This window comes from Haloarchaeobius salinus (assembly GCF_024464185.1).
Lineage (GTDB): Archaea > Halobacteriota > Halobacteria > Halobacteriales > Natrialbaceae > Haloarchaeobius > Haloarchaeobius salinus.
In genome coordinates this window covers 215,773-235,320 of sequence record NZ_JANHAU010000006.1, presented here as the reverse complement: position 1 = coordinate 235,320, position 19,548 = coordinate 215,773, and the positions used below count along the sequence as shown (strand labels likewise).

Below are 19,548 nucleotides of genomic sequence, written 5' to 3'. Positions count from 1 at the left end.
GGTGACCCGTCGCGACACGACGCCTCATGACGTTGGCAACCGTTCCACAGTACGACGACGACCGGCTATCGACGCGGAGCGAGCGCGCCGTCGTCGGCGGCGGCGGCGTGTCCGGACTGCTCGCGGCCCGTGTCCTCGCCGACGCGTACGAGTCGGTCACGGTGCTCGAACGGGATGCAGTCCCCGACGGTCCCGACCCCCGGCGGGGCGTCCCGCAGTCCCACCACATCCACGTCCTGCTGGAGGCCGGGCGGGCCACGCTCGAGTCGCTCCTCCCGGGGTACGGGACCGACCTGCAGGCCGCCGGTGGGCTGGAGATCGACAGCGCGACCGACCTCGCGTTCTTCGCGGAGGGTGACTTCCTGGCACCCGGGCCGACCCCGTTGCCGCACTTCGCCGCGACACGACCGCTGTACGAGCAGGTGCTCCGGTCGCGGGTCGCCGCACTCGACGGCGTCACGCTCCGCCCTCGTACGAGGCTCACGGAGTACCGTCTCGACGACGCCGGCGAGGCGGTGACCGGGGTCGTCGTGCAGTCCGAACGCGGTGGCCGGGAGGAACTGGACGCGGCGCTGGTCGTGGATGCGACCGGACGGACCAGTCGGACGCCGGCCTGGCTCGACTCCAGCGGCTTCGAGCCCCCGCCGGTCGACGAGGTGCACATCGACCTCGCGTACAGCACCGCTCTCGTGGACCGACCACCCGCCGACAACACGGCGTACCTCGTGACGCCCTCCGCCGACGAGCCCCGTGGTGCAGGCGTCCTCCCTGTCGAGGACGACCGGTGGGTCGTCACCCTCGCCGGGCTCCACGGGGACCACCCGCCGACCGACCTGGACGGGCTCCGACGCTTCGCCGCCGGGCTCCCCATCCCGGACGTGGCGACGTTGCTCGAAGAGCGCACGGTCGTCGGTGACGGGATCGCCCACTACCCGTTCCCGTCGAACGTCCGCCGCCGGTACGAGGCCCTCGCCCGGGTCCCCGAGGGGTTGCTGGTCGTCGGAGACGGTATCGCGAGTTTCAACCCGCTGTACGGTCAGGGGATGTCCGTCGCCGCGCTGGAGAGTCTCGTGCTGCACGACGTGCTCGCCAGTACGGACGACACGACGCTCGCGCCACGGTTCTACGAGCGTGCCAGCGATGTCGTCGACGTCGCCTGGCGGCTGGCCATCGGCTCCGACTTCCAGTTCCCCGAGACGACCGGGGACAAACCCCGCGGGACCGACCTGATGAACCGGTACGTCTCCCGGCTGACGCGTCGGGCACACGACGACGGCCAGCTCCGCGACGCCTTCGTCCGGGTGATGATGATGGACCGCCCGCCGAACTCGCTGTTCGAACCGCGCATCCTCTGGCGGGTACTCGCACCACGTCCAGTCCAGACCGTCGCCAGGTGACGCCCGTCTCCGGACTGCCGGCGGCTACGCGTCCAGCCAGATGGCCAGCTGCACCTCGTCGACCAGCTCGTCGTCGACGTGGTAGTGGCCCTCGCGCGTCGACTCCACCGACCAGCCCGCGTCCTCGAGGAACCCGATGGCCCGCTCGTTCGTCGCCGGCAGGCTCTGGTACACCTTCCGCAGGCCCTGCTCGCGCGCCCAGTCGAGGCCGCGCTCCATGAGCGTCGAGCCGAGCCCGTGGCCGCGGTACTGCGCCAGCACGCCGACGGTCAGCTCGGCGGTGTGGTCCATCATCGGCGACGAGACGGCCTCGACGTGGAGCCAGCCGACGGTCTCGTCGTCGACGGTCGCGACGAAGAACACCCGGTTCCCTGCCTCGTTGTGCCGGAGGAGCACGTCCTCCCGGGCGACCTGGTCAGCGAGCCGACGGGCGACGGCGTAGGCGTCCTCGGCCGCGAGGATCTCGACGACGCCCACGACACCGTCCATGTCCTCCTGTCTCGCCGGACGGACGGTCGCCTCGGTCTCGTCGTCGAGTTCGACGGTCGTCTCGGCGTCGGTCATCGGGAGCGCGACCCTGAGCCTGCCGTCGCGCTCGGTCAGGTAGCCGTCGCGCTCCAGGGTGGAGACGTGGTCCCGGAACTCACGGAACGACATCGGTGTCGACGGGGGGAGGTTCGGTCCGGAGCGCGCGGGCTTCGAACTCGTCTCGGGCGTGACGAGCACGTTCCGACGGACCGTCTCCGGCTCCACCGCGCCCTGTGACTCCACGTACTCGTAGATGCGCCGCCGTCGGTCGTGCTCGAACTGCTCGAAGCGACCCATGGGGAACTGTAGCACGCTCACCCGGATAGCTGTTCGGCCGGCCGCTCGGGGCAGGTTCGTGACGTGCTCGTGGGACCCCTCCCGGGGCCAGGCCTGCATCGTCTCGGAGCTGGCCGCGCCGGCCTGGACGATGCGGGGGAGCGTCTTCGCCGCCGCGTCGTCGTCCGGGAACTCGGCGACGGTCACGGAGTCGTACTCCCCCATGGTGAGGTAGCAGTCGTGGAGCTCACCGCCGACGGACTCGATGACCTCGACGGCGTTGTCGAAACGCTCCGAGCTGTCCTCGATCTCGACACGGTCCGTCACTAATCCGGGATTACCCGACGGCACGCCGGTCGACTCCTCGCCACAAGGACCGGTATCACAAGTTCCATGCCACCTCGCCGCGCAGTGGGCGGTACTCAGGTGGACTCCGGCATGGAGAAACGCGAATACAGAGACGACTACCGCGAGAAGACGCTGTACATCCCCGGTCCGACCGAGGTCCGCGAGGACGTCATCGAGGAGATGGCGCAACCGATGTTCGGCCACCGGATGGACCGGATGACGGACCTGTACACGACCATCGTCGAGGACACGAAGGCGTTCCTCGGCACCGACCACGAGGTGGTCATCCTCACCGCGTCGGGAACCGAGTTCTGGGAGGCGTCGACGCTCAACCTCGTCGACGAGAACATCCTCGTGCCGACGTGTGGCAGCTTCAGCGAGCGCCACGCCAACGTCGCCGAGCGGCTCGGGAAGGACGTCGACCGACTGGAGTACGAGTGGGGACAGGCGGTCAAACCCGAGGACATCCGCGCCCACCTCGAATCCAGCGACAAGCACTACGACGTGGTCGCGACCGTGATGAACGAGTCCTCGACCGGCGTCCGCAACCCCATCGAGGAGATCGGCGACGTGATCGCGGAGTACCCGGACACGTACTTCGTGGTCGACGCCGTCTCCGCCCTCGGGGGTGACTACGTCGACATCGACGCACACGACATCGACGTCATCTTCGCGTCGACCCAGAAGGCGTTCGCGATGCCGCCCGGGCTCGCGGTCTGTGTCGTCAGCGACGACGCCTACGAGCGCGAGGTCGAGACGGAGACATCGTCGTGGTACGGCGGCTTCCGGCGCACCATCGACTACTACGACCGGAAGGGTCAGACCCACTCCACGCCCGCCATCCCGGTCATGCTCGCCTACCGCAAGCAGATGAAGTACATGCTCGAGGAGGGCCACGAGGCCCGCGACGAGCGCCACCGCGAGATGGCCGCGTACACCCAGGAGTGGGCAGCGGAGCACTTCGACATGTTCCCCGAAGATGGCTACGAGTCCCAGACCGTCTCCTGCATCGAGAACACGCAGGGCATCGACGTCGCCGCGACCATCGAGCGGGTGAGCGAGGAGTACGACTTCGCGTTCTCGAACGGCTACGGCTCCCAGCTCGGCGAGCAGACGTTCCGCATCGGCCACATGGGCGAGCACGACGTCGAGTCCATCCGCGCGCTGACCGACGCCATCGAGGACGTCGCCGGGCTGTAGGTCGGTCGGCTACCGGCTCCGTCCCGGCAACCTATTTGTCCCCGGTCCGACGAGTTCCGGACGATGACCGACACGAGCGCAGCCGCCGGGACGGCACGGACGTTCGCGAGACGGTTCCTCGACGGCGAGTTCGACCCGGCGACGGACCTGCTCACCGAGGACGGCCACGAGGCGGTCGTCGAGTCGTTCCCCGAGGCGTTCCGGGAGCCCGAGACGGACGCCGCTGACGCGTTCGAGGCGTACTGGTGGGGGCTCCACGGCCAGTACGGCGAGGCCCGGGGCGTCCGAGAGGTGACCGTCGACGGCGACGAGGCCGCGGTCGAACTCTCGTTCGAGGCGGGCTCGGAGACGGCCCACGTCGGCGTCGAGGCCGATGGCATCACCGACCTCCGGTTCGACCCAGAGTACGAGGTCCCCGGTTACGTCGACGAGGAGGCGGTCACCGAGCGCGACGTGACGGTCGACGTCGACGACGTCGCACTCGACGCCAGGCTCGCGGTTCCCGACGGTGACGGCCCGGTCCCCGGCGTCGTGCTCGTCCACGGTGCCGGTATCCACGACCCCGACGGGACCGCCGGCGCGTCGAAGATACTGAAGGACCTCGCGTGGGGCCTCGCCAGCGAGGGGGTCGCCACGCTCCGGTACGAGAAGCGCCTCGCCGAGCACGAGGTACCGGACGCCGAGTTCACGCTGGACAGGGTGGTCGTCGACGACGCCGTCGTGGCGGTCGACACGCTCGCCGATGCGGACGCAGTGCGCGAGGACGCCGTGTTCGTCGCGGGCCACAGCCAGGGTGGGATGGCAGCGCCCCGCATCGCCGAACGCCACGGTGGTGTGGCCGGCGTCGTGAACCTGGACGGCTCGCCGGACCCCGGGCTCGACCCGGCACACGCGGACATCATCCGGTACGAGTTCGACGTCCACGGCGAGCTCACGGACGAGCAGGAGGCACAGGTCGCCGAGGACCGCGAGACGCTCCGCCGCATCCAGGCGGGCGAGTTCGACGACGACGAGACCATCATGGGCCGCCCCGGCGTCTGGCACCGGAGCCTGAACGCGTACGACCCCTCGGGGACCGCCAGCGCCCTCGGTGTGCCCGTATTCGTCGCGAACACGTTCCGGGTCGACGAGGCGGTCCAGCCCGAGTTGGCCGCCTTCATCCGCGACAGGTACGAGACGTGGCGGCACGCCGACCTCCCGGACGGGAGTCGCGTCGCGATGTACGAGGGCCTCGACCACTACTTCCAGGCGGGATTCGCACCGACGAACCCGCTCAGTCTCGAGTTCGGCGGGAACGTCGCCGCGGACGTGGTGGCTGACCTCGCCGACTGGCTGCACGACCACGGTTCCCGTCGGTAGGGCGGAGCCACTGGACGCCCGTCGACGCGGAGAATCAAGCGACTTATCCCGACGGAATCGACAGACACGGACGACAGCGTGGCCACAGACGACATCCCCGACGACGAGCGCGAGGCGCTGCTGACCATCGGCCACGGTGCGGTCGTCACCTCCGGCGGCCAGTCCCTCCAGCGCGCGCTGACGACCGCGACCGAGTACGCCCTCGCACAGGGGCTCGGTCCGGTCGTCTACGGCGTCTACGCGTTCGCCTGGCGGGTCACCCAGCTGCTGTTCCGGCTCGTGAACTTCGGGTCGGTCGGCACGCTCCAGCGGTACCTCTCGGCCTACTCCGACGAACCGAAACGGCAGGGGCGCGTGGTGGCGCTTTCGTACCTGACGACGGTCGCCGTCGGACTCGTCATCGCCGGCGGACTGCTCCTCGGCGGCGACTGGCTCAACCGGGCGACCGTCGCCCACCCCGAATTCCCGCCGACCGTGCGGTTGTTCGCCGTGCTGCTGATCCTCGTCGGGCTGGTCAACATCCACGCCGGCGTCCTCCGGGCGACGCGGTCGGCCCGCGGCGAGGTGCTGTTCAACCGCGTTCTCCGTCCGGCCGTGAGGCTGGTCGGCGCGGTCGGGGCCCTGCTCCTCGGCTACTCGGTCGTCGGCGTCGCCGGCGCGTTCGTCGTCGGGATGGCCGCGCTCGCACTCGTAGGGTTCCCGGTCGTCGTCTCGGCGACCGGTATCAGACCCACCCTGTCTGGGGTCCGCTCCGAGGCGCGGCGGTTCTACAACCACTCCGGCCCCATCGCCCTGAGCAGTCTGGGCAAGGTGTTCCAGAACCGCGTCGACGTGATGCTGGTCGGCTTCCTGCTCACGGCGAGCGCCGCGGGCGTGTACAACGTCGTGCTCGTCCTCGTGTCGCTGGCGTGGATCCCCCTGCTCTCGTTCAACATGCTCCTGCCGCCGGTCGCGTCGGGGCTCTACGCCGACGACGAGATGGCGACGCTCAACGGGGTGTACTCTGCGGTGACGCGTCTCATCGTCACCTGCGTCGTCCCCATCCTCGCGGTGCTGGTCGTCTACGGCCGGCCCATCCTCGCGGTGTTCGGCTCGAACTTCACGGCGGGCTACGTGCCGCTGGTGGTGTACCTCGGCGGCGTCCTCGTCGGCAGCGCGGTCGGCGCGACGGGCTGGCTGCTGATGATGACCGACCACCAGTACGCCCGGATGGCGCTGGACTGGCTGCTGGCGGTGCTGAACACGGTGCTGACGTTCGCGTTCGTCCGGGAGTTCGGGCTGGTCGGGGCGGCACTCGGGACCGCCGTCGCCATCGCCGTCCAGAACGGCATCCAGGTCGTCCTCCTACGCCGGTTCGAGGGACTGTGGCCGTTCGACGCGACGTTCCTCAAACCGCTCGGGGCCGGCGTGGCGACGGTGTGCGTGATGCTCCTCGTCCGCGAGTCGCTCGCCGGCTACGGTGGCGTCGCCGTCGGGCTCGGGCTGGGTGCCGTGACCTACGTCGGCACGCTCGTCCTGCTCGGCGTCAACGACCGCGACCGGCTCGTCGTGGGAACGCTCGCCGCCCGGTACCGCCACGGGATCACCGCGACAGTCACGGACCACAACTCTCGGGAGTAGCTGGCTCCGGTGACCGGTCACCGCGTCGGGGGAGTGGAACGACTTTCATCCCGTGAAAATATTCACAGGATAACTACACGTTCCCCGGGAGCGACGGTCGAACTGCCGAGAGGCGGTCCAGGTGAACGCCCCCCAGTCGGAGGAAGTTACGGGATGTCGCCGTAGCCGCCCCCGATGTCGAAACGATACGAGGTGTTCCGGTTCTGCCTCTCGGCGACAGGTGACCCAGATGAAACAAGCGAAAGAAGCGGTGCCAGTCAGAGTCGACACGCCCGCCGCGGTCGCCCGCCAGCAGATGGGGTTCGGCGACACGAGTGGGTACGGAGAGCTCAGTGGTGAGTACTTCACGTTCGCTTCCGGGACGGATCTCACGCCCCTCCTGACCGGACTGGAGGACGACCTCTGCCAGTGTCCCCACTGGGGGTACGTGCTGGAAGGCGAGCTGGCCGCGGAGTATGCGGACGGACGTGAGGAGATATCCCAGGCCGGCGAGCTCTTCTACTGGCCGCCCGGCCACACGATCCGGGCCAACGACGCCTCCGAGATAGTCATGTTCAGCCCACAGGAAGAGCACGCAGCAGTCCTCGATCACGTCCTGGCGAAAGTGAGCGAGGGTGGATGAGGGGACGACCCCCCGTTTCGTCAGCGGGGTAGCGTCCGGTTCCGCGGCTCCGCCCTCCCGCGAGGAGACCCCGTGGACGCGTCGGGGTGGAGCCAGGCGCTCCCGTCCGGAACGGCGGTCGAGCCCCGGAGAAGGGATTTATACTCCGATTGTGAACTGCTAGCATGGATACCGCGATACAGGCCATCGAGTTTCTGGCACGCTCGGAGCATCGCGTCGCGGCACTGGAGGCCTTCAGGGAGGCTGCGCGGGACCGCCGCGACCTCCGCGCGACGACGGGGGCGTCGGACCCGACCATCGGACGGATCATCCGGGACTTCGAGGACCGCTCGTGGCTCACACGCGACGGCCCGAACTACGAACTCACACCGCTTGGCGAGTACGTGGCCGAACGGTTCTTCGAACTGCGCGAGGGGATGAGAACGGGCGAGACACTCCAGGAGGTCTGGCGGTGGTTGCCGCGGGAGATGGATGGGTTCGAGGTCGAGCAGTTCGAGGACGTCGTCGTCGCGTACCCCGGGCCGAACTACCCGTACACGCCCGTCGAACGGGTGACCCACCTCCTCGAATCGACCGATTCCATCCGGGGGCTCGGGACGACGATCTACAAGTCGGGGAACCTCGAGGTCTTCTGCCGACGTGTGCTGGAGGGAATGGAGATGGAGTACATCTACTCGCGTCCAGTGCTCCAGGCGGTCGTGGACTGGAATCCAGAGCTGGTGGCCAGCGCGTTCGAGTGTGACAACTGCACCGTCTTCCTCCACGACGACCTGCCAGACGACACCCGGTGTGGCCTCAACGTCATGGACGACTGCATCGGCATCTGTGGGCACGACCCGGAAACCGCCCAGTTACAGGCAGTGATAGACACGGCGTCCCCCGAGGCACGCGAGTGGGCGGAGGCGGTCTACGCCCGGTGCCGGGCGGAGGCGCGACCATTCGACAGCCAGGAACTGACTCCGTCCGAACCAGGCATGCGGGAGGACCGGCTCCGTGTCGAGTCGCAGTAACCGTGTTCCTCGTCCAATCCGTGACGCATTCGTCGGCTAACGATGCGTTCAACAGTCGACAAAATCGTCGGGCAGACGATACGAACACGGACAGTTCTCCTGGGAGGCCCGGTGGACGTGACATTGAGATGCGGTACCCCGGCTGTCGTCGAGGGGGCGGCGGTGGCTGGACTCACTCCCCGCGGCTGCCGTACGTTTCCTCACCCCACCCGTAGTTGGACGCTTCGTCGTTCCGTTCGAGGTAGTCCTCCAGAACCTCCTGGACCGTCCGCCCGAGGTCGTCCAGCGCGCCGTCGATCATCGACACCGTACTCGAGGAGAGCGACTCGGTCGCGTCGCGCTCCCGCCAGTCGTCCGGAACCGTCGGGGCGTCGAATCGAAGGCGGTCCTCGGTCGGGTCCCAGTAGAAGTCGAACGCCTGGAACAGGCCGAGGTCGTCGACGAGCCGAACCTGCTCGTCGTCGAGGCTCGTGTACTCGCTCCACTCGTTGAAGCCCTCCTTCCACGCACCCTCCTGGAGCAGGTCCTCGACGTCCTCGCGGTAGAAGTCCTCCGAGCCGAGCGTCTCCTCCTGCCACTCGAAGTCGTGCGGCATTCCTCGGTTCGAGAGGTCCGGTGGGTCCGGGACCTCGTTGTCGGGGGCCATACCGGTAGTTCGTCTGGGAGCGCAATAAAGCCCACAGCGGTTCGCCGCGAGACGGCCGCAGACGGCTCTCCCAGGAGAACGTCACGGTACTGGTCACGGAGACGCCCGTCAGCGCGGCGAACTCGACAGTCCCCACGACGAACGACGGACGCAAAATGTACGCCCGGAACACTAACGGCCGGTCTCATCCCGAGGCGGCGTGCCGAGTCGACCGGGAAACCCTCGTGCCGGGCGGGCGGTGTGCCAGCACCGCCGGATGCCGACCGGCGTGAACCTGGTCGGCGGGCCGCGAAGCGGCCGGCGAACGATGTCGCGTGCCTGGGTTCTCCGCCGGTTCATCGCTCCCGAAACGGGTGCGCTCGGGCGGGGACTAGTGGCACGCAGGCGTGGGTAGCCGGGCGACGCGGTAAGGTCTTGCGGGTCGCCCGTTCAGACGGTGTACTCGTCCTCGCGGATCTGGACGTAGCCGTTCTTCAGGAAGTTCCGCTTTCGCTTCTTGTACTGGTAGACGAGCTTCAGACCGGCGAGGCCGCCGGAGAAGTTGGTCTCGATGAGCTCGTGGGCGGATTCGGACATGAGCCTGTTCGCGATGCCGAACGTGCGGTCCCAGTCGTCCGGCTCGTAGGACTTGACGATGTCCGCGAACGAGATGTTGCGGACGAGCTCCTCGCCGATGATGTTCTTCCAGACGTCGTTGTAGCGGTGCAGCGAGTCGACCGCGGCGAGGCGGCCGGCGAGCTTGCCCGACCGTGCGGCGACGTGGTAGCCGCCCTCGTGGAACGCGGAGGTTGTGCCCATCGCGCCGCCGGCGACGGCGACGCCGGCCTCCACGGGCGAGTCGATGGGCCGGGTGGAGGAGATGGGGTACGTCTCGGTGCCGCCGGACTTGCCGCGGTCCTCGACGAGCGGGAAGTCCGCCTCGATGTCGTACTCGTCGCCGTACTCGATCTCCAGCAGCCGGCGGATGTACTCGCCGGCGCGGGGGAGGCTCTCGTCCTCGGGTTCGAGCAGGCGGTACGCCTCGGGGTTCTCGACGTCGTCCAGCGTCATCCCGATGGGCATCGTGAGCCCGATGCGGGCGATGTTTTCGTCGTTCGGGAAGATCCACGGGTACGCCGTCTCGCCGGGCATCCACCCCCACCAGAACTTGAGGTTGTTCTCCTCGAACACCGCCTCGGGCACCCGGCGGTGCTCCTGGTAGGCGATGTGGTTGGCCTTCGTCGATGCCATCACGTCGGCGACGCTGCGGTCCCCGGGGAGGAACTGGTCGAGCGTCGGGATGGTGACGGTGCGCTGCGGGCCGTCGGCGAGCACGAGGTAGCGCGCCGCCACGTCCTCGCCGTCGGCGAGGTGGACCGTGTGGCGGTACTCCTCGTCGAGGTCCGAGTCGACGCCCCGCACCGAGACGCCGACGTGGTACTGCGCGCCCTCGTCCTCGGCGCGCTCGCGGAGCCAGTCGTCCATCCGGGCGCGCTGGAACGTGAAGCCGAACCGGTCGTAGGACGAGTCGATACCCGTGCTGCTCATGTGGGTGGTCGTCGCAGGCCCGACGAAGTCCACGCCGTCTAACTCCTGCAGGACGACGCCCTCGGGCAGCTCGGAGACGTCGAGGTCCATGATGTCGATCCAGTAGTCGAGCATCCCGGCGGCGTCCGTCGAGTCAGGGCCGAGCCCCTCGCGGTCGGCGCGGGGGACGCCCTTCTCCAGCACCACGGTGTCGGCACCGTGGTATGCCGCCTCGATGGCGGCGCTGGTCCCCGCTGGACCGCCGCCGACGATAGCCACGTCCACGTGTTCCATACCCAGACTGGTTTCATGGCGGCGTATTAAACCCCCTGAACCGCCGCCGAACGGCGGTCACCGACCGGCGGGGGCCTGCTCGGCGGATTTTTCACGGAGCCACACCCAGGTCCGAGCATGACAGACGATTCCGACGACATCCGAGCCACGGAGTCCGGCAACGTGACCCTCGAGCGCGACGACGGCGTCGGCCGCGTCACGCTGGACCGACCGGACGCGTACAACTCCCTCGACGCGGCGACGGCGCGGGACCTCCGCGCGGCGGTCGTCGAACTCGCCGAGGACGACGCCGTTCGCTGTCTCGTCCTCGGCGGCAACGGGCCGGCGTTCTGCTCGGGCGCGGACCTCGGCTCGTTCGAGGGCGACGCCTCGGACAGGAAGCGCCTCGATTCCGTGGCGACGCCGCTGCACAAGGCCGTCGAGACGCTCGCCACCGCGAAGAAACCGACCGTGACCGCCGTAGCGGGCGTCGCTGCCGGCGGCGGGCTCGGCCTCGCACTCGCCGCCGACGTGGTGCTCGCCCACGAGGACGCGCGGTTCGAGTTCACCTACACCCGCATCGGGCTGTCGGGTGACGGCGGCTCGACCTGGTTCCTCCCACGACTGCTCGGCTACCGGCGCGCCCGCGAGTTCGCGCTCCTCGACGAGCCCATCTCCGCCGAGGAGGCCGCCGCCGAGGGTCTCGCGACGGAAGCCGTTCCGGCCGACGAGTTCGAGGCCCGTGTCGACGAGGTTGCGAAGCAGTTCGCGGACGGCCCGACGAGAGCCTACGCGAACATCAAGCGCCTCCTCGCTCGCAGCGAGGACCGCGACCTGCCCGCACAGCTCGCGGCCGAGAAGGACACCATCACTCGACTCTCCAGCAGTGCGGACTACGCGACGGGCTACGAGGCGTTCTTCGGCGACGGGGAGCCGGAGTTCGAGGGCCGATAGTCAGCCGCGAAGTTCGACCCTGACGCTCTCCGCCGGCGGACAGTCGCGACGCCGGTACGCCGCTTCGTCCCCCGACCGATCCAGCTCGAACAGCTCGAACGTGACGACGAGCCGGCCGTCCGCGACCGTCGCCCGGCAGACCGGCCCGACGCTCGTGACGGCGACGTACGGGGGTGCGGCGACGGGACATGCCTGCAGTTCGTCGCCCGCCGCCTCGACCGCGTCGGCGAGCAGGTCCGGGAGTCCGTCGAGTGCGCCCGTCTCGGCGAGGGTCGCCCGGAGCGGCTCGACGACGGCCACGCGGTCGGTCGGCGGCGTCTCCCACGTCGCGGCGACGCGGTCAGCACAGTCCCCGATGCGGGTGACGAGGGCCGCGTGTTCGTGGATGACGTGGTCGCGTGCACGCCGGGCGGCGTCGGGTGTCACGCTCGGCGGTTCAACTGGGGCGGGCAAAACCGCAACGGTACGTCCAAGTGCACCCGGTGCGAGGCCCGAACCGATGGAACTCGTCGACTACGAGCTGTATCCGGTCCCGCCCCGCTGGCTGTTCCTGAAACTGGAGACCAGCGACGGCACCGTCGGCTGGGGGGAGCCGGTCGTCGAGGGGCGAGCCCACACGGTCCGGGCCGCCGTCGAGGAACTGGTCGAGGACTACCTGCTCGGGGAGGACCCGCTGCCCGTCGCTGACCACTGGGAGCGGCTCTACCGCGGTGGCTTCTACCGTGGCGGGCCGGTGCTCTCCTCCGCACTCGCCGGCATCGACCAGGCGCTCTGGGACATCCGTGGGAAGCACTTCGGCGCGGCGGTCCACGAACTGCTGGGTGGCCCGGTCAGGGACCGCGTCCGGGTGTACCAGTGGGTCGGCGGCGACCGACCCGAGGGCGTGGCCGAGGCCGCGCGCGAGCAGGTCGACGCCGGGTTCACCGCGCTGAAGATGAACGCCACGCCGGAGCTGGAGCGCATCGACAGCCCAGCGACGGTCACGGCCGCGGCGGACCGACTCGCGGCCGTCCGCGAGGCCGTCGGACCGAACGTCGACGTCGGCGTGGACCTCCACGGCCGGGCGACGGTCGCGATGGCGAAACGACTCGTCGAGACGCTCGAACCGCACGACCCGTTCTTCGTCGAGGAGCCGGTCCTCCCCGAGCACGCCGCCGACGCTCTCCCGCGCATCGCCGAGCGGACCTCGGTGCCCATCGCGGTGGGTGAGCGGTGCTACCACCGGACCGACTTCCGGCCCCTGCTCGAGGCGGGCGCGGTCGACGTCGTCCAGCCGGACCTCTCGCACGCCGGCGGCATCACGGAGTGCAAGCGCATCGCCGACCTCGCCGCGACGTACGACGCATCGCTCGCGCCGCACTGCCCGCTCGGCCCGGTCGCGCTCGCGTCCTGTCTGCAGGTCGACGCCGTGGCATCGAACGCGCTCATCCAGGAGCAGAGCCTCGACATCCACTACAACGAGGACGCGGACGTGCTCGACTACGTGGCCGACCCGTCGGTGTTCGACTACGAGGACGGCTTCGTCGCGGTGCCCGACGGTCCCGGACTCGGCGTCGGCATCGACGAGGACGCGCTCGCGGACGCGAGCCGGGAGCCCGACTGGCACAACCCGATCTGGCGGCGGGCCGACGGCAGCGTCGCCGAGTGGTGACCCGTCCACTCTGAGAGGTCAGAAGGCCTTTACGTCCGGTAGCGAACCGTAGAGTATGAACCGACCCTCCAGACGGCGTCTCCTCGCCGCGACTGGTGCGGCCGCGGCATCGTTCTCCATCGCCGGCTGTTCGTCCAACTCCGGCGACGGCGACAGCACACCGACCGGGACGACGGCCCCGACGACCGATGGGAACGCAACGGACGAGCCGACGACCGGGAACGGTGACACCACCGGAACCGGCGAGGCTGTCGACGTCGACCAGCTCCGTCGCTGGGTGCCCGCGTCGGACGCCTTCGAGTTCGAGATCCCCGCGACGGTCCTGTACGACGCGGACTTCGAGGCCATCGGCGAGCGAACCGACGACTTCTACCAGGGGACGTACGACCAGATCGCCCAGACCCTCATGGGACCGAACCTGGCCAGCATCGTCCCCGCCGAGGACCGCGTCCGGACCGTCCAGGTCGCCTCTGCGGCGACGGTTCTCCTCCAGACGTCGATGGGTGCCGACGAACTGGGGAGTGCGCTCACCGAGGCCGGTCTCTCCGAGAGCGGACCCGAGGGCGACGCCACGCTGTACGAGGGCACGCTCAACGGGAGCCAGACGACGACGGCGGTCGTCGGTTCAGTCGTCGTCCAGGCCTTCGGCGAGAACGCGTCGGGGACGGTCTCAGCCGTGCTCGACGCCCGGTCCGGCGAGGTGGCACGTGCACTCGACGAGGACGAGGCGGTCGCAGCTATCGTCGACGGGATCGGCGACAGCGACCTCCTCGTCGCCTCCGGGCGCGGCGACGACACACCCGCGGGAGACCCCTCGCTCGACGGCGCGACCGCGCTCGGCTACGGCTGGGAGTTCGGTGCAGACGACAGCGACCTCACGCTCGCCGTCGCCTACGCCGACGGTGAGTCCGGGGACCCCGCGGCCGTCGCCTCGTACTTCGGCGAACAGTCGGGCTTCGGTGACTACGACGGAATCGAGGGCTCGGCCGAGGGTGACCTCGTCCTCGTCACCGGTACCATCGCGACGGACGAGTTCGACCTGCTCTCGCCCGGGACGCCCGGGGAGTCGTCGGGTTCCGAGGCACCGCGGGTCCAGTTCGCCTTCGAGTTCGGCGACGGGACGATGACGGTCACCCACGAGGGCGGCGACACCGTCCAGGCGTCGGCCCTCGGCGTGCGCGTCGGCGACAGCCAGGCCGAGAGCCAGTTCGCGGACGAGTACGAGGAGGTCAGCGCCGGCGACAGCCTCACGGTCGACGTCTCGGGGGTCGAGAGCGGAACCCAGGTCCTCGTCGTCTGGACCGACGGACAGAACGGGGCCATCCTCGCCCAGACACAGGTCCCCTGACGGTCGAACCGCGACGCGACGTCGACAGCTATTTTCGGTCCGATTTCGAACATGTCCGTCATGCGAACGCCCTCCAGACGACAGCTACTCGCGAGCATCGGCTCGACGACCGCCGCGCTCTCGGTCGCCGGCTGTCTGGACGACACAGAGACCCCCACGGGCGGGTCGACGACCGGGAGCGACTCCACCACGGACACGACGACGGCGGACCCGTCCACCGGGACCGCGACCGAGACCGTGGACCGGGGCTTCCGGTCGTGGATTCCGGAGCCGGCGGCGCTCGACAGCGAGACGGCGACGCTGTACGACGCCGACCTCGCCGCCCTCTGGGCACACCGTGACTCGCTCCCGCGGAACGCCTTCGAGAACTTCGCCGGCACGCTCGCCACGGCGGAGGGCCCGACCCTCGTCGGTGCGACCCGCTGGGAGGAGTCCGTCCGGCTGTACGGCGACCAGCTCCTCCTCGTCCGGACGAGCCTGTCGGAGTCGGAGTTGGCCGCCGCACTGGGGCCGACCCGGTTCTCCGCGACGGGGGAGTACGACGGCGTCACGCTGTACGAACGGTCCGACGCCACGGCAACGACGACTGAGGGAGGCGCTGGTCCCGGGACCGCCGACCGCCGTCGCGAGACCGTCGCCGCCGTCGATGGCGTCCTCGTCCGGGGCTTCGGTCCGGGCGGACGGGACCGCGTCGAGACGGTGCTGGACCGGCGCGCCGGCGACGGCGAGGGGTTGATCGCCAGCAGCGACACGGTCCCCGCACTCTACGACCGGACGAGCGGGAGCGACATGCGCGTCCTCGATCCACCGCTGGCGAGCGACGCTCCGCCGGCACTCCGTGAGGCGTCCCGGTTCCTCTACGCCTGGGAGCTGTCGCCGTCGGAGACGACGTTCTCGGTCGCCGCGGCGTACGGGGACGGCGTGGACCGGACGGCCGGCGAACTGGCCGACGCCATCGCGTCCGTCACGCCGGACCGCTACGGCGGGTTCGAGGGGACCACCGAGGGCGAGGTCACCGTCACGACCGGGACGGTCCCCACCGACTCGTTCGACCCCTTCGGCGGGAGCACGGACTCGGGCTCGCAGCCGACGGCCCCGCAGGTCAGTTTCGACTTCGAGTACGACGCCGATGCCGGAACGGTCACCATCGCCCACGCCGGCGGCGAGGCTGCCCGGGCGGACCTGCTCACTGTCGACGTCGAGGGTCGACCGACGCCGACACAGTTCACCGACGAGTACGACGAACTCACTGCCGGCGACGGCATCACGGTCGACGTGAGCGGGGTGGAACAGGGCTCCGTGCTGCACATCGTCTGGACCAGCCCCGACGGCGACGCCGCCCAGGTGATCGTGGAGTTCGGGCTGCCGTAGGGCGGAGGGTGGCGGCCGCTGTAGCGGGCTCTGGCGCGGATGACGGACACGGGACGGTCGGCGGCTCGAAGAACAGCGGCGGGAGCCGGCTCAGAGCACGATGCTCTTCTTCCGCATGAACGCGTGGATGGAGGCGTCGATGCCCTCGCGGCCGATGCCGGAGTCGCGGTTGCCGCCGAACGGGATGTCGCCGAGGCCGTGGCTCGGGGCACCGTTGATGCGGACCGCACCGGCGTCGACCACGTCGGCCAGCCGCATCGCGCGGTCGTAGTCGGCGGTGAACACGCAGGCGTCGAGCGCGAGGTCGCCGCCGTTGGCGATGTCGACGGCTTCGTCCTCGTCGGCGACCGAGGTGACCGCACAGACCGGGCCGAACTGCTCTTCCTGCAGGATGCGGGCGTCGTGGGGCACGTCGGCGAGCAGCGTCGGCTCGTAGGTGAGGCCGTCGCGGCCGCCGCCGCGGACGAGCGTCGCACCCTTCTCGAGGGCGTCGTCGACGAGCTCCTCGACCCAGTCAGCCTGGTCCTCGGAGATGAGCGGGCCGAGGTCGGTGTCCTCGTCGAACAGGTCGCCCTGCGTCCAGTCGTCCATCGCGTCGTCGATGCGGGCGACGAGGTCGTCGTGGATCTCACCGTGGGCGAGCACGCGGGAGACGGCCGAGCAGCGCTGGCCGGCGTACTTGAGCGAGCCCTTCGCGGCGGCCGCGGCGGCCTCGTCGAGGTCGGCGTCGGGGAACACGAGTTCCGGAGCGTTCCCGCCGAGCTCCATGTGCAGGTTGACCATCCCGGACTCGTAGGCGACGTGCTTGCCCGCGCCCGAGGAGCCGGTCATCGCGATGGCGTTGACGCGGTCGTCGCCGGCGAGCACGTCGCCGATGTCGGAGCCGCGGCCGGTGACGAGGTTGATGGCTCCGTCGGGGACCACGTCGCGCATCACGTCGGCGAGGATGGCCGCGCTGACGGGCGTCTTCGTCGCGGGCTTGAGCACGATGCTGTTGCCGGCGGCGAGCGCGGGTGCGACCTGGAGTGCGGTCGTCGCGAGCGGGTAGTTGTACGGCGTGATGCAGAGGACGGTGCCGATGGGCTCGTGCTTCACGACGGCCTCCCAGCCCTCGTGGCCGCTGGTGGTGCCCTCGCGGAACTGGCCCTTGATGTGGCGGATCTCCTCGGCGGCGCGGCGGAAGCGCTCGGCGGCGCTGCCGACCTCGCCGCGGGCGCTCCCGATGGGCTTGCCTGCCTCGCGGACGATGACCTCCGCGACCTCCTCGGTCCGGGCCTCCAGCCGGTCCGCGATCTCCTCGCACCACTCGCCGCGCTGGACGATGGTCGTCTCGCGCATCGTCGCCTCCGCGCGCTGGGCGGCGGCGAGTGCCTCCTCGGCCTGCTCGGGCGTGGCCGCGACGACCTCCGCGAAGTGGCCGCCGTCGGCGAGGTCCGTCACCGGGATGACCTCCGCGCCGTCGACCCACTCGCCGTCGACGAGCAACCGTTCCTTTCGCTGTGCGGTTCTGGTAGCCATACTCACTGCAACGGAGCCGGAGCACAAAAATTTACTCATGGGTGAATAAAGAGCGACGGAGTGGGAGTAAAGAATACGGAGTTGGGTGATGAACACTAATTGGTCCGCGAGAGACAAACAGAGTTTAGGATAGCCAAAGAATTATTTGATTGGTGTGAGCTTTTAAGTGGGTGGCGGACGAAGATACGGCTGCAATGAGCACCCAGAAGACGGTCCTTCAGGAGGCGGGTACAGTCGAGGAGAGTTCACTACGGCTCGACGTCGAGAAGGCGGAGCAGATAATCGACGCGCTGAACACGGACCTGGCCGCGACGTACACGTTCTACCACCAGATCCGCAAGCACCACTGGAACGTCGAGGGGGCGGAGTTCCGCGACCTCCACATCTTCCTCGGCGATTTCGCCGAGGAGCTGGAGGCGGCGGCCGACGAGCAGGCCGAGCGACTCCAGGCGCTCGGGGGCGTCCCCGTCGCCGGGATGGCGGCCCTCGCGGAGCGCTCGCCCGTCGAGCCCGAGGACGAGGACGTCTACGACATCCGTACCTCGCTGGAGAACGACCTGGAGATGGGCGGCGACATCATCGAGACGATGCGGGAGCACGTCGAGGTCGCCCAGAACCTCGGCGACCACGCGACGGCGCACATCCTCCGCGAGGAGCTCACCGGACTCGAGGAGAACGTCCACCACCTGGAGCACTATCTCGAAGACGACTCGCTGAAGCAGTAGGACCGGGCGACTCGCCGAAGCAGTAGCACCGGACGTATCGGCCGTCGAGGTGGCCGGTCCCGTCCGTTATCGCCGAACGTCGACCGTCAGATCCGTTGCGATCCAGGCGTCGGTGTTGTCGTCCTGGGAGAAGACGACCCTCCCTGGCGCGGTCTCGTTCGCCCTGACGACGGTTTCTTCGGTGGATTCCCCACGCGACGTTTGACTCATCACTCGTGATTAGGCGGGCCTAAAGCAATAATGGTTTTGGTTCGCCTAAACGACGGTCCCCCACGTTGAGGTGCTCGGCAGCCGTACCCCCGGACAGAGCCATGCAGTTCACCGTCGTCCAGGGCGACATCGCCGCACAGTCCGCCGACGCACTCGTGAACGCCGCCGGTACGAGCCTCCGGATGGGGTCGGGCGTCGCCGGCGCGCTCCGCCGGGGTGCGGGCGGCGACATCAACGAGGCCGCGATGGCGAAGGGACCGGTCGACCTCGGCGAGGTCGCGGTCACTGACGCGTTCGACCTCGACGCCGACTGCGTCGTCCACGCCGCCGCGATGCCCCACTACGGCGACGGCAAGGCGACCGAGCGGAGCATCCGCGACGCGACGCGGAACGCGCTGGCGGCCGCCGACGGGCGCGGCTGCGAGTCGCTCGTGATTCCGGCGCTCGGCTGTGGCGTCGCCGGCTTCGACCTGCGCGAGGGGGCACGGCTCATCTGCGGGGAGCTCGACGCCTTCGAGCCCGAACATCTGCAGGACGTCCGGTTCATCGCCTACAGCGACGACGAGTACGCGACGGTGCGGGCGGTCGCGAGCGAGTTCGACTGACCGCCGGCCCGCGCCCCCGACCCGGACCTACCCGCGTCGCTCGGCGACCACGACGAGGAGGAGCCCGAGGAGCCAGACCCCCGTGAGCCCGAGCAGGTCGGCGTTCGGACCACGCCAGAAGTAGAGCCCGTACTCGCCGAGTCCGCCGACGAGGAGCAGGAGCCCACCCACCGCTCGGGTGGAGACACCGACGCCGTCCGCGAGGACGTACGCGCCCCAGGCGACGAGGACCGCCGGGAGGAACAGGTAGCCGGCGGCGACCGCCGGCGGGTCCCCCAGCAGCACCGCGACGACGACGGACACCGCCCAGAGGCCGACTCCCAGGACGAGGAACCGGTTCTCCACGAGTCGGTCGATGGGGGTTCGGTCAGCCATGTCGTC

At 69.5% G+C, this 19,548-nt stretch carries 19 protein-coding genes; 12 read left to right on the top strand and 7 right to left on the bottom strand.

The features are described 5' to 3' along the window. Nucleotides 1–26: 26 nt before the first annotated feature. Nucleotides 27–1,397 carry an NAD(P)/FAD-dependent oxidoreductase gene (locus tag NO345_RS17755; protein ID WP_256301499.1) on the top strand — a complete coding sequence of 457 codons (1,371 nt, stop codon included), beginning with the start codon at nt 27–29 and terminating at the stop codon, nt 1,395–1,397. A gap of 24 nt (nt 1,398–1,421) precedes the next feature. Here the strand turns inward: NO345_RS17755 and NO345_RS17750 are convergent, their stop codons facing one another. Next, the gene (locus NO345_RS17750; protein WP_256301497.1) at nt 1,422–2,528 is read right to left on the bottom strand and encodes a GNAT family N-acetyltransferase; all 1,107 of its coding nucleotides are present in this window, start codon (nt 2,526–2,528) and stop codon (nt 1,422–1,424) included. Nucleotides 2,529–2,639: 111 nt separating this feature from the next. Between NO345_RS17750 and NO345_RS17745 the strand changes: the two genes are divergently transcribed. The 5 genes from NO345_RS17745 (at nt 2,640) to NO345_RS17725 (ending at nt 8,360) form a co-directional block, all read left to right on the top strand. Continuing rightward, complete coding sequence (locus NO345_RS17745; RefSeq protein WP_256301495.1) at nt 2,640–3,749, top strand: pyridoxal-phosphate-dependent aminotransferase family protein; 1,110 nt, start codon at nt 2,640–2,642, stop codon at nt 3,747–3,749. Nucleotides 3,750–3,812: 63 nt separating this feature from the next. Next, the gene (locus NO345_RS17740; protein ID WP_256301493.1) at nt 3,813–5,108 is read left to right on the top strand and encodes an alpha/beta hydrolase family protein; all 1,296 of its coding nucleotides are present in this window, start codon (nt 3,813–3,815) and stop codon (nt 5,106–5,108) included. A 33-nt stretch (nt 5,109–5,141) separates the two neighbouring features. After that, nucleotides 5,142–6,728: a lipopolysaccharide biosynthesis protein gene (locus tag NO345_RS17735; RefSeq protein ID WP_438266778.1), complete on the top strand. Its 1,587-nt coding sequence runs from the start codon at nt 5,142–5,144 to the stop codon at nt 6,726–6,728. 229 nt (nt 6,729–6,957) lie between these two features. Next, entirely contained in the window at nt 6,958–7,350 is a 393-nt protein-coding gene (locus tag NO345_RS17730) for a cupin domain-containing protein (RefSeq protein ID WP_256301489.1), read from the top strand. A 164-nt stretch (nt 7,351–7,514) separates the two neighbouring features. Next, complete coding sequence (locus tag NO345_RS17725; protein WP_256301487.1) at nt 7,515–8,360, top strand: helix-turn-helix transcriptional regulator; 846 nt, start codon at nt 7,515–7,517, stop codon at nt 8,358–8,360. Nucleotides 8,361–8,532: 172 nt separating this feature from the next. Here the strand turns inward: NO345_RS17725 and NO345_RS17720 are convergent, their stop codons facing one another. Then, nucleotides 8,533–9,006, bottom strand: a complete 474-nt coding sequence (locus tag NO345_RS17720; RefSeq protein WP_256301485.1) for a DUF7992 family protein — start codon at nt 9,004–9,006, stop codon at nt 8,533–8,535. Between the two features lie 429 nt (nt 9,007–9,435). Then, nucleotides 9,436–10,806 (bottom strand): NAD(P)/FAD-dependent oxidoreductase, encoded by a 1,371-nt coding sequence (locus NO345_RS17715; protein WP_256301483.1) that lies wholly within the window; start codon nt 10,804–10,806, stop codon nt 9,436–9,438. Nucleotides 10,807–10,923: 117 nt separating this feature from the next. Between NO345_RS17715 and NO345_RS17710 the strand changes: the two genes are divergently transcribed. After that, entirely contained in the window at nt 10,924–11,739 is an 816-nt protein-coding gene (locus NO345_RS17710; RefSeq protein WP_256301481.1) for an enoyl-CoA hydratase/isomerase family protein, read from the top strand. On the opposite strand, the gene NO345_RS17705 is transcribed toward NO345_RS17710, so the two are convergent. Beyond that, nucleotides 11,740–12,165 (bottom strand): DUF7988 family protein, encoded by a 426-nt coding sequence (locus NO345_RS17705; RefSeq protein ID WP_256301479.1) that lies wholly within the window; start codon nt 12,163–12,165, stop codon nt 11,740–11,742. It abuts the gene before it with no gap. 73 nt (nt 12,166–12,238) lie between these two features. Between NO345_RS17705 and dgoD the strand changes: the two genes are divergently transcribed. From dgoD to NO345_RS17690, 3 genes are read left to right on the top strand one after another with little or no spacing between them, the layout of a single operon-like run. Further along, entirely contained in the window at nt 12,239–13,390 is a 1,152-nt protein-coding gene (gene dgoD, locus NO345_RS17700) for a galactonate dehydratase (RefSeq protein WP_256301477.1), read from the top strand. A gap of 55 nt (nt 13,391–13,445) precedes the next feature. Further along, nucleotides 13,446–14,738 (top strand): hypothetical protein, encoded by a 1,293-nt coding sequence (locus tag NO345_RS17695; protein ID WP_256301475.1) that lies wholly within the window; start codon nt 13,446–13,448, stop codon nt 14,736–14,738. A 60-nt stretch (nt 14,739–14,798) separates the two neighbouring features. Continuing rightward, on the top strand, nt 14,799–16,109 hold the full coding sequence (locus NO345_RS17690) for a hypothetical protein (protein ID WP_256301473.1): 1,311 nt from the start codon (nt 14,799–14,801) through the stop codon (nt 16,107–16,109). 90 nt (nt 16,110–16,199) lie between these two features. Here the strand turns inward: NO345_RS17690 and NO345_RS17685 are convergent, their stop codons facing one another. After that, entirely contained in the window at nt 16,200–17,627 is a 1,428-nt protein-coding gene (locus NO345_RS17685; protein ID WP_256301472.1) for an aldehyde dehydrogenase family protein, read from the bottom strand. Between the two features lie 194 nt (nt 17,628–17,821). Between NO345_RS17685 and dpsA the strand changes: the two genes are divergently transcribed. Continuing rightward, nucleotides 17,822–18,352 carry a DNA starvation/stationary phase protection protein DpsA gene (gene dpsA / locus NO345_RS17680; protein WP_256301470.1) on the top strand — a complete coding sequence of 177 codons (531 nt, stop codon included), beginning with the start codon at nt 17,822–17,824 and terminating at the stop codon, nt 18,350–18,352. Nucleotides 18,353–18,418: 66 nt separating this feature from the next. Here dpsA and NO345_RS17675 read toward each other — a convergent pair whose 3' ends face one another. Next, on the bottom strand, nt 18,419–18,562 hold the full coding sequence (locus NO345_RS17675; protein ID WP_256301468.1) for a hypothetical protein: 144 nt from the start codon (nt 18,560–18,562) through the stop codon (nt 18,419–18,421). 101 nt (nt 18,563–18,663) lie between these two features. On the opposite strand from NO345_RS17675, the gene NO345_RS17670 reads away from it, so the two are divergent. Then, nucleotides 18,664–19,167 carry a macro domain-containing protein gene (locus NO345_RS17670; RefSeq protein ID WP_256301466.1) on the top strand — a complete coding sequence of 168 codons (504 nt, stop codon included), beginning with the start codon at nt 18,664–18,666 and terminating at the stop codon, nt 19,165–19,167. A gap of 27 nt (nt 19,168–19,194) precedes the next feature. Here the strand turns inward: NO345_RS17670 and NO345_RS17665 are convergent, their stop codons facing one another. Beyond that, nucleotides 19,195–19,542 (bottom strand): hypothetical protein, encoded by a 348-nt coding sequence (locus NO345_RS17665; protein WP_256301464.1) that lies wholly within the window; start codon nt 19,540–19,542, stop codon nt 19,195–19,197. Nucleotides 19,543–19,548: the final 6 nt, after the last annotated feature.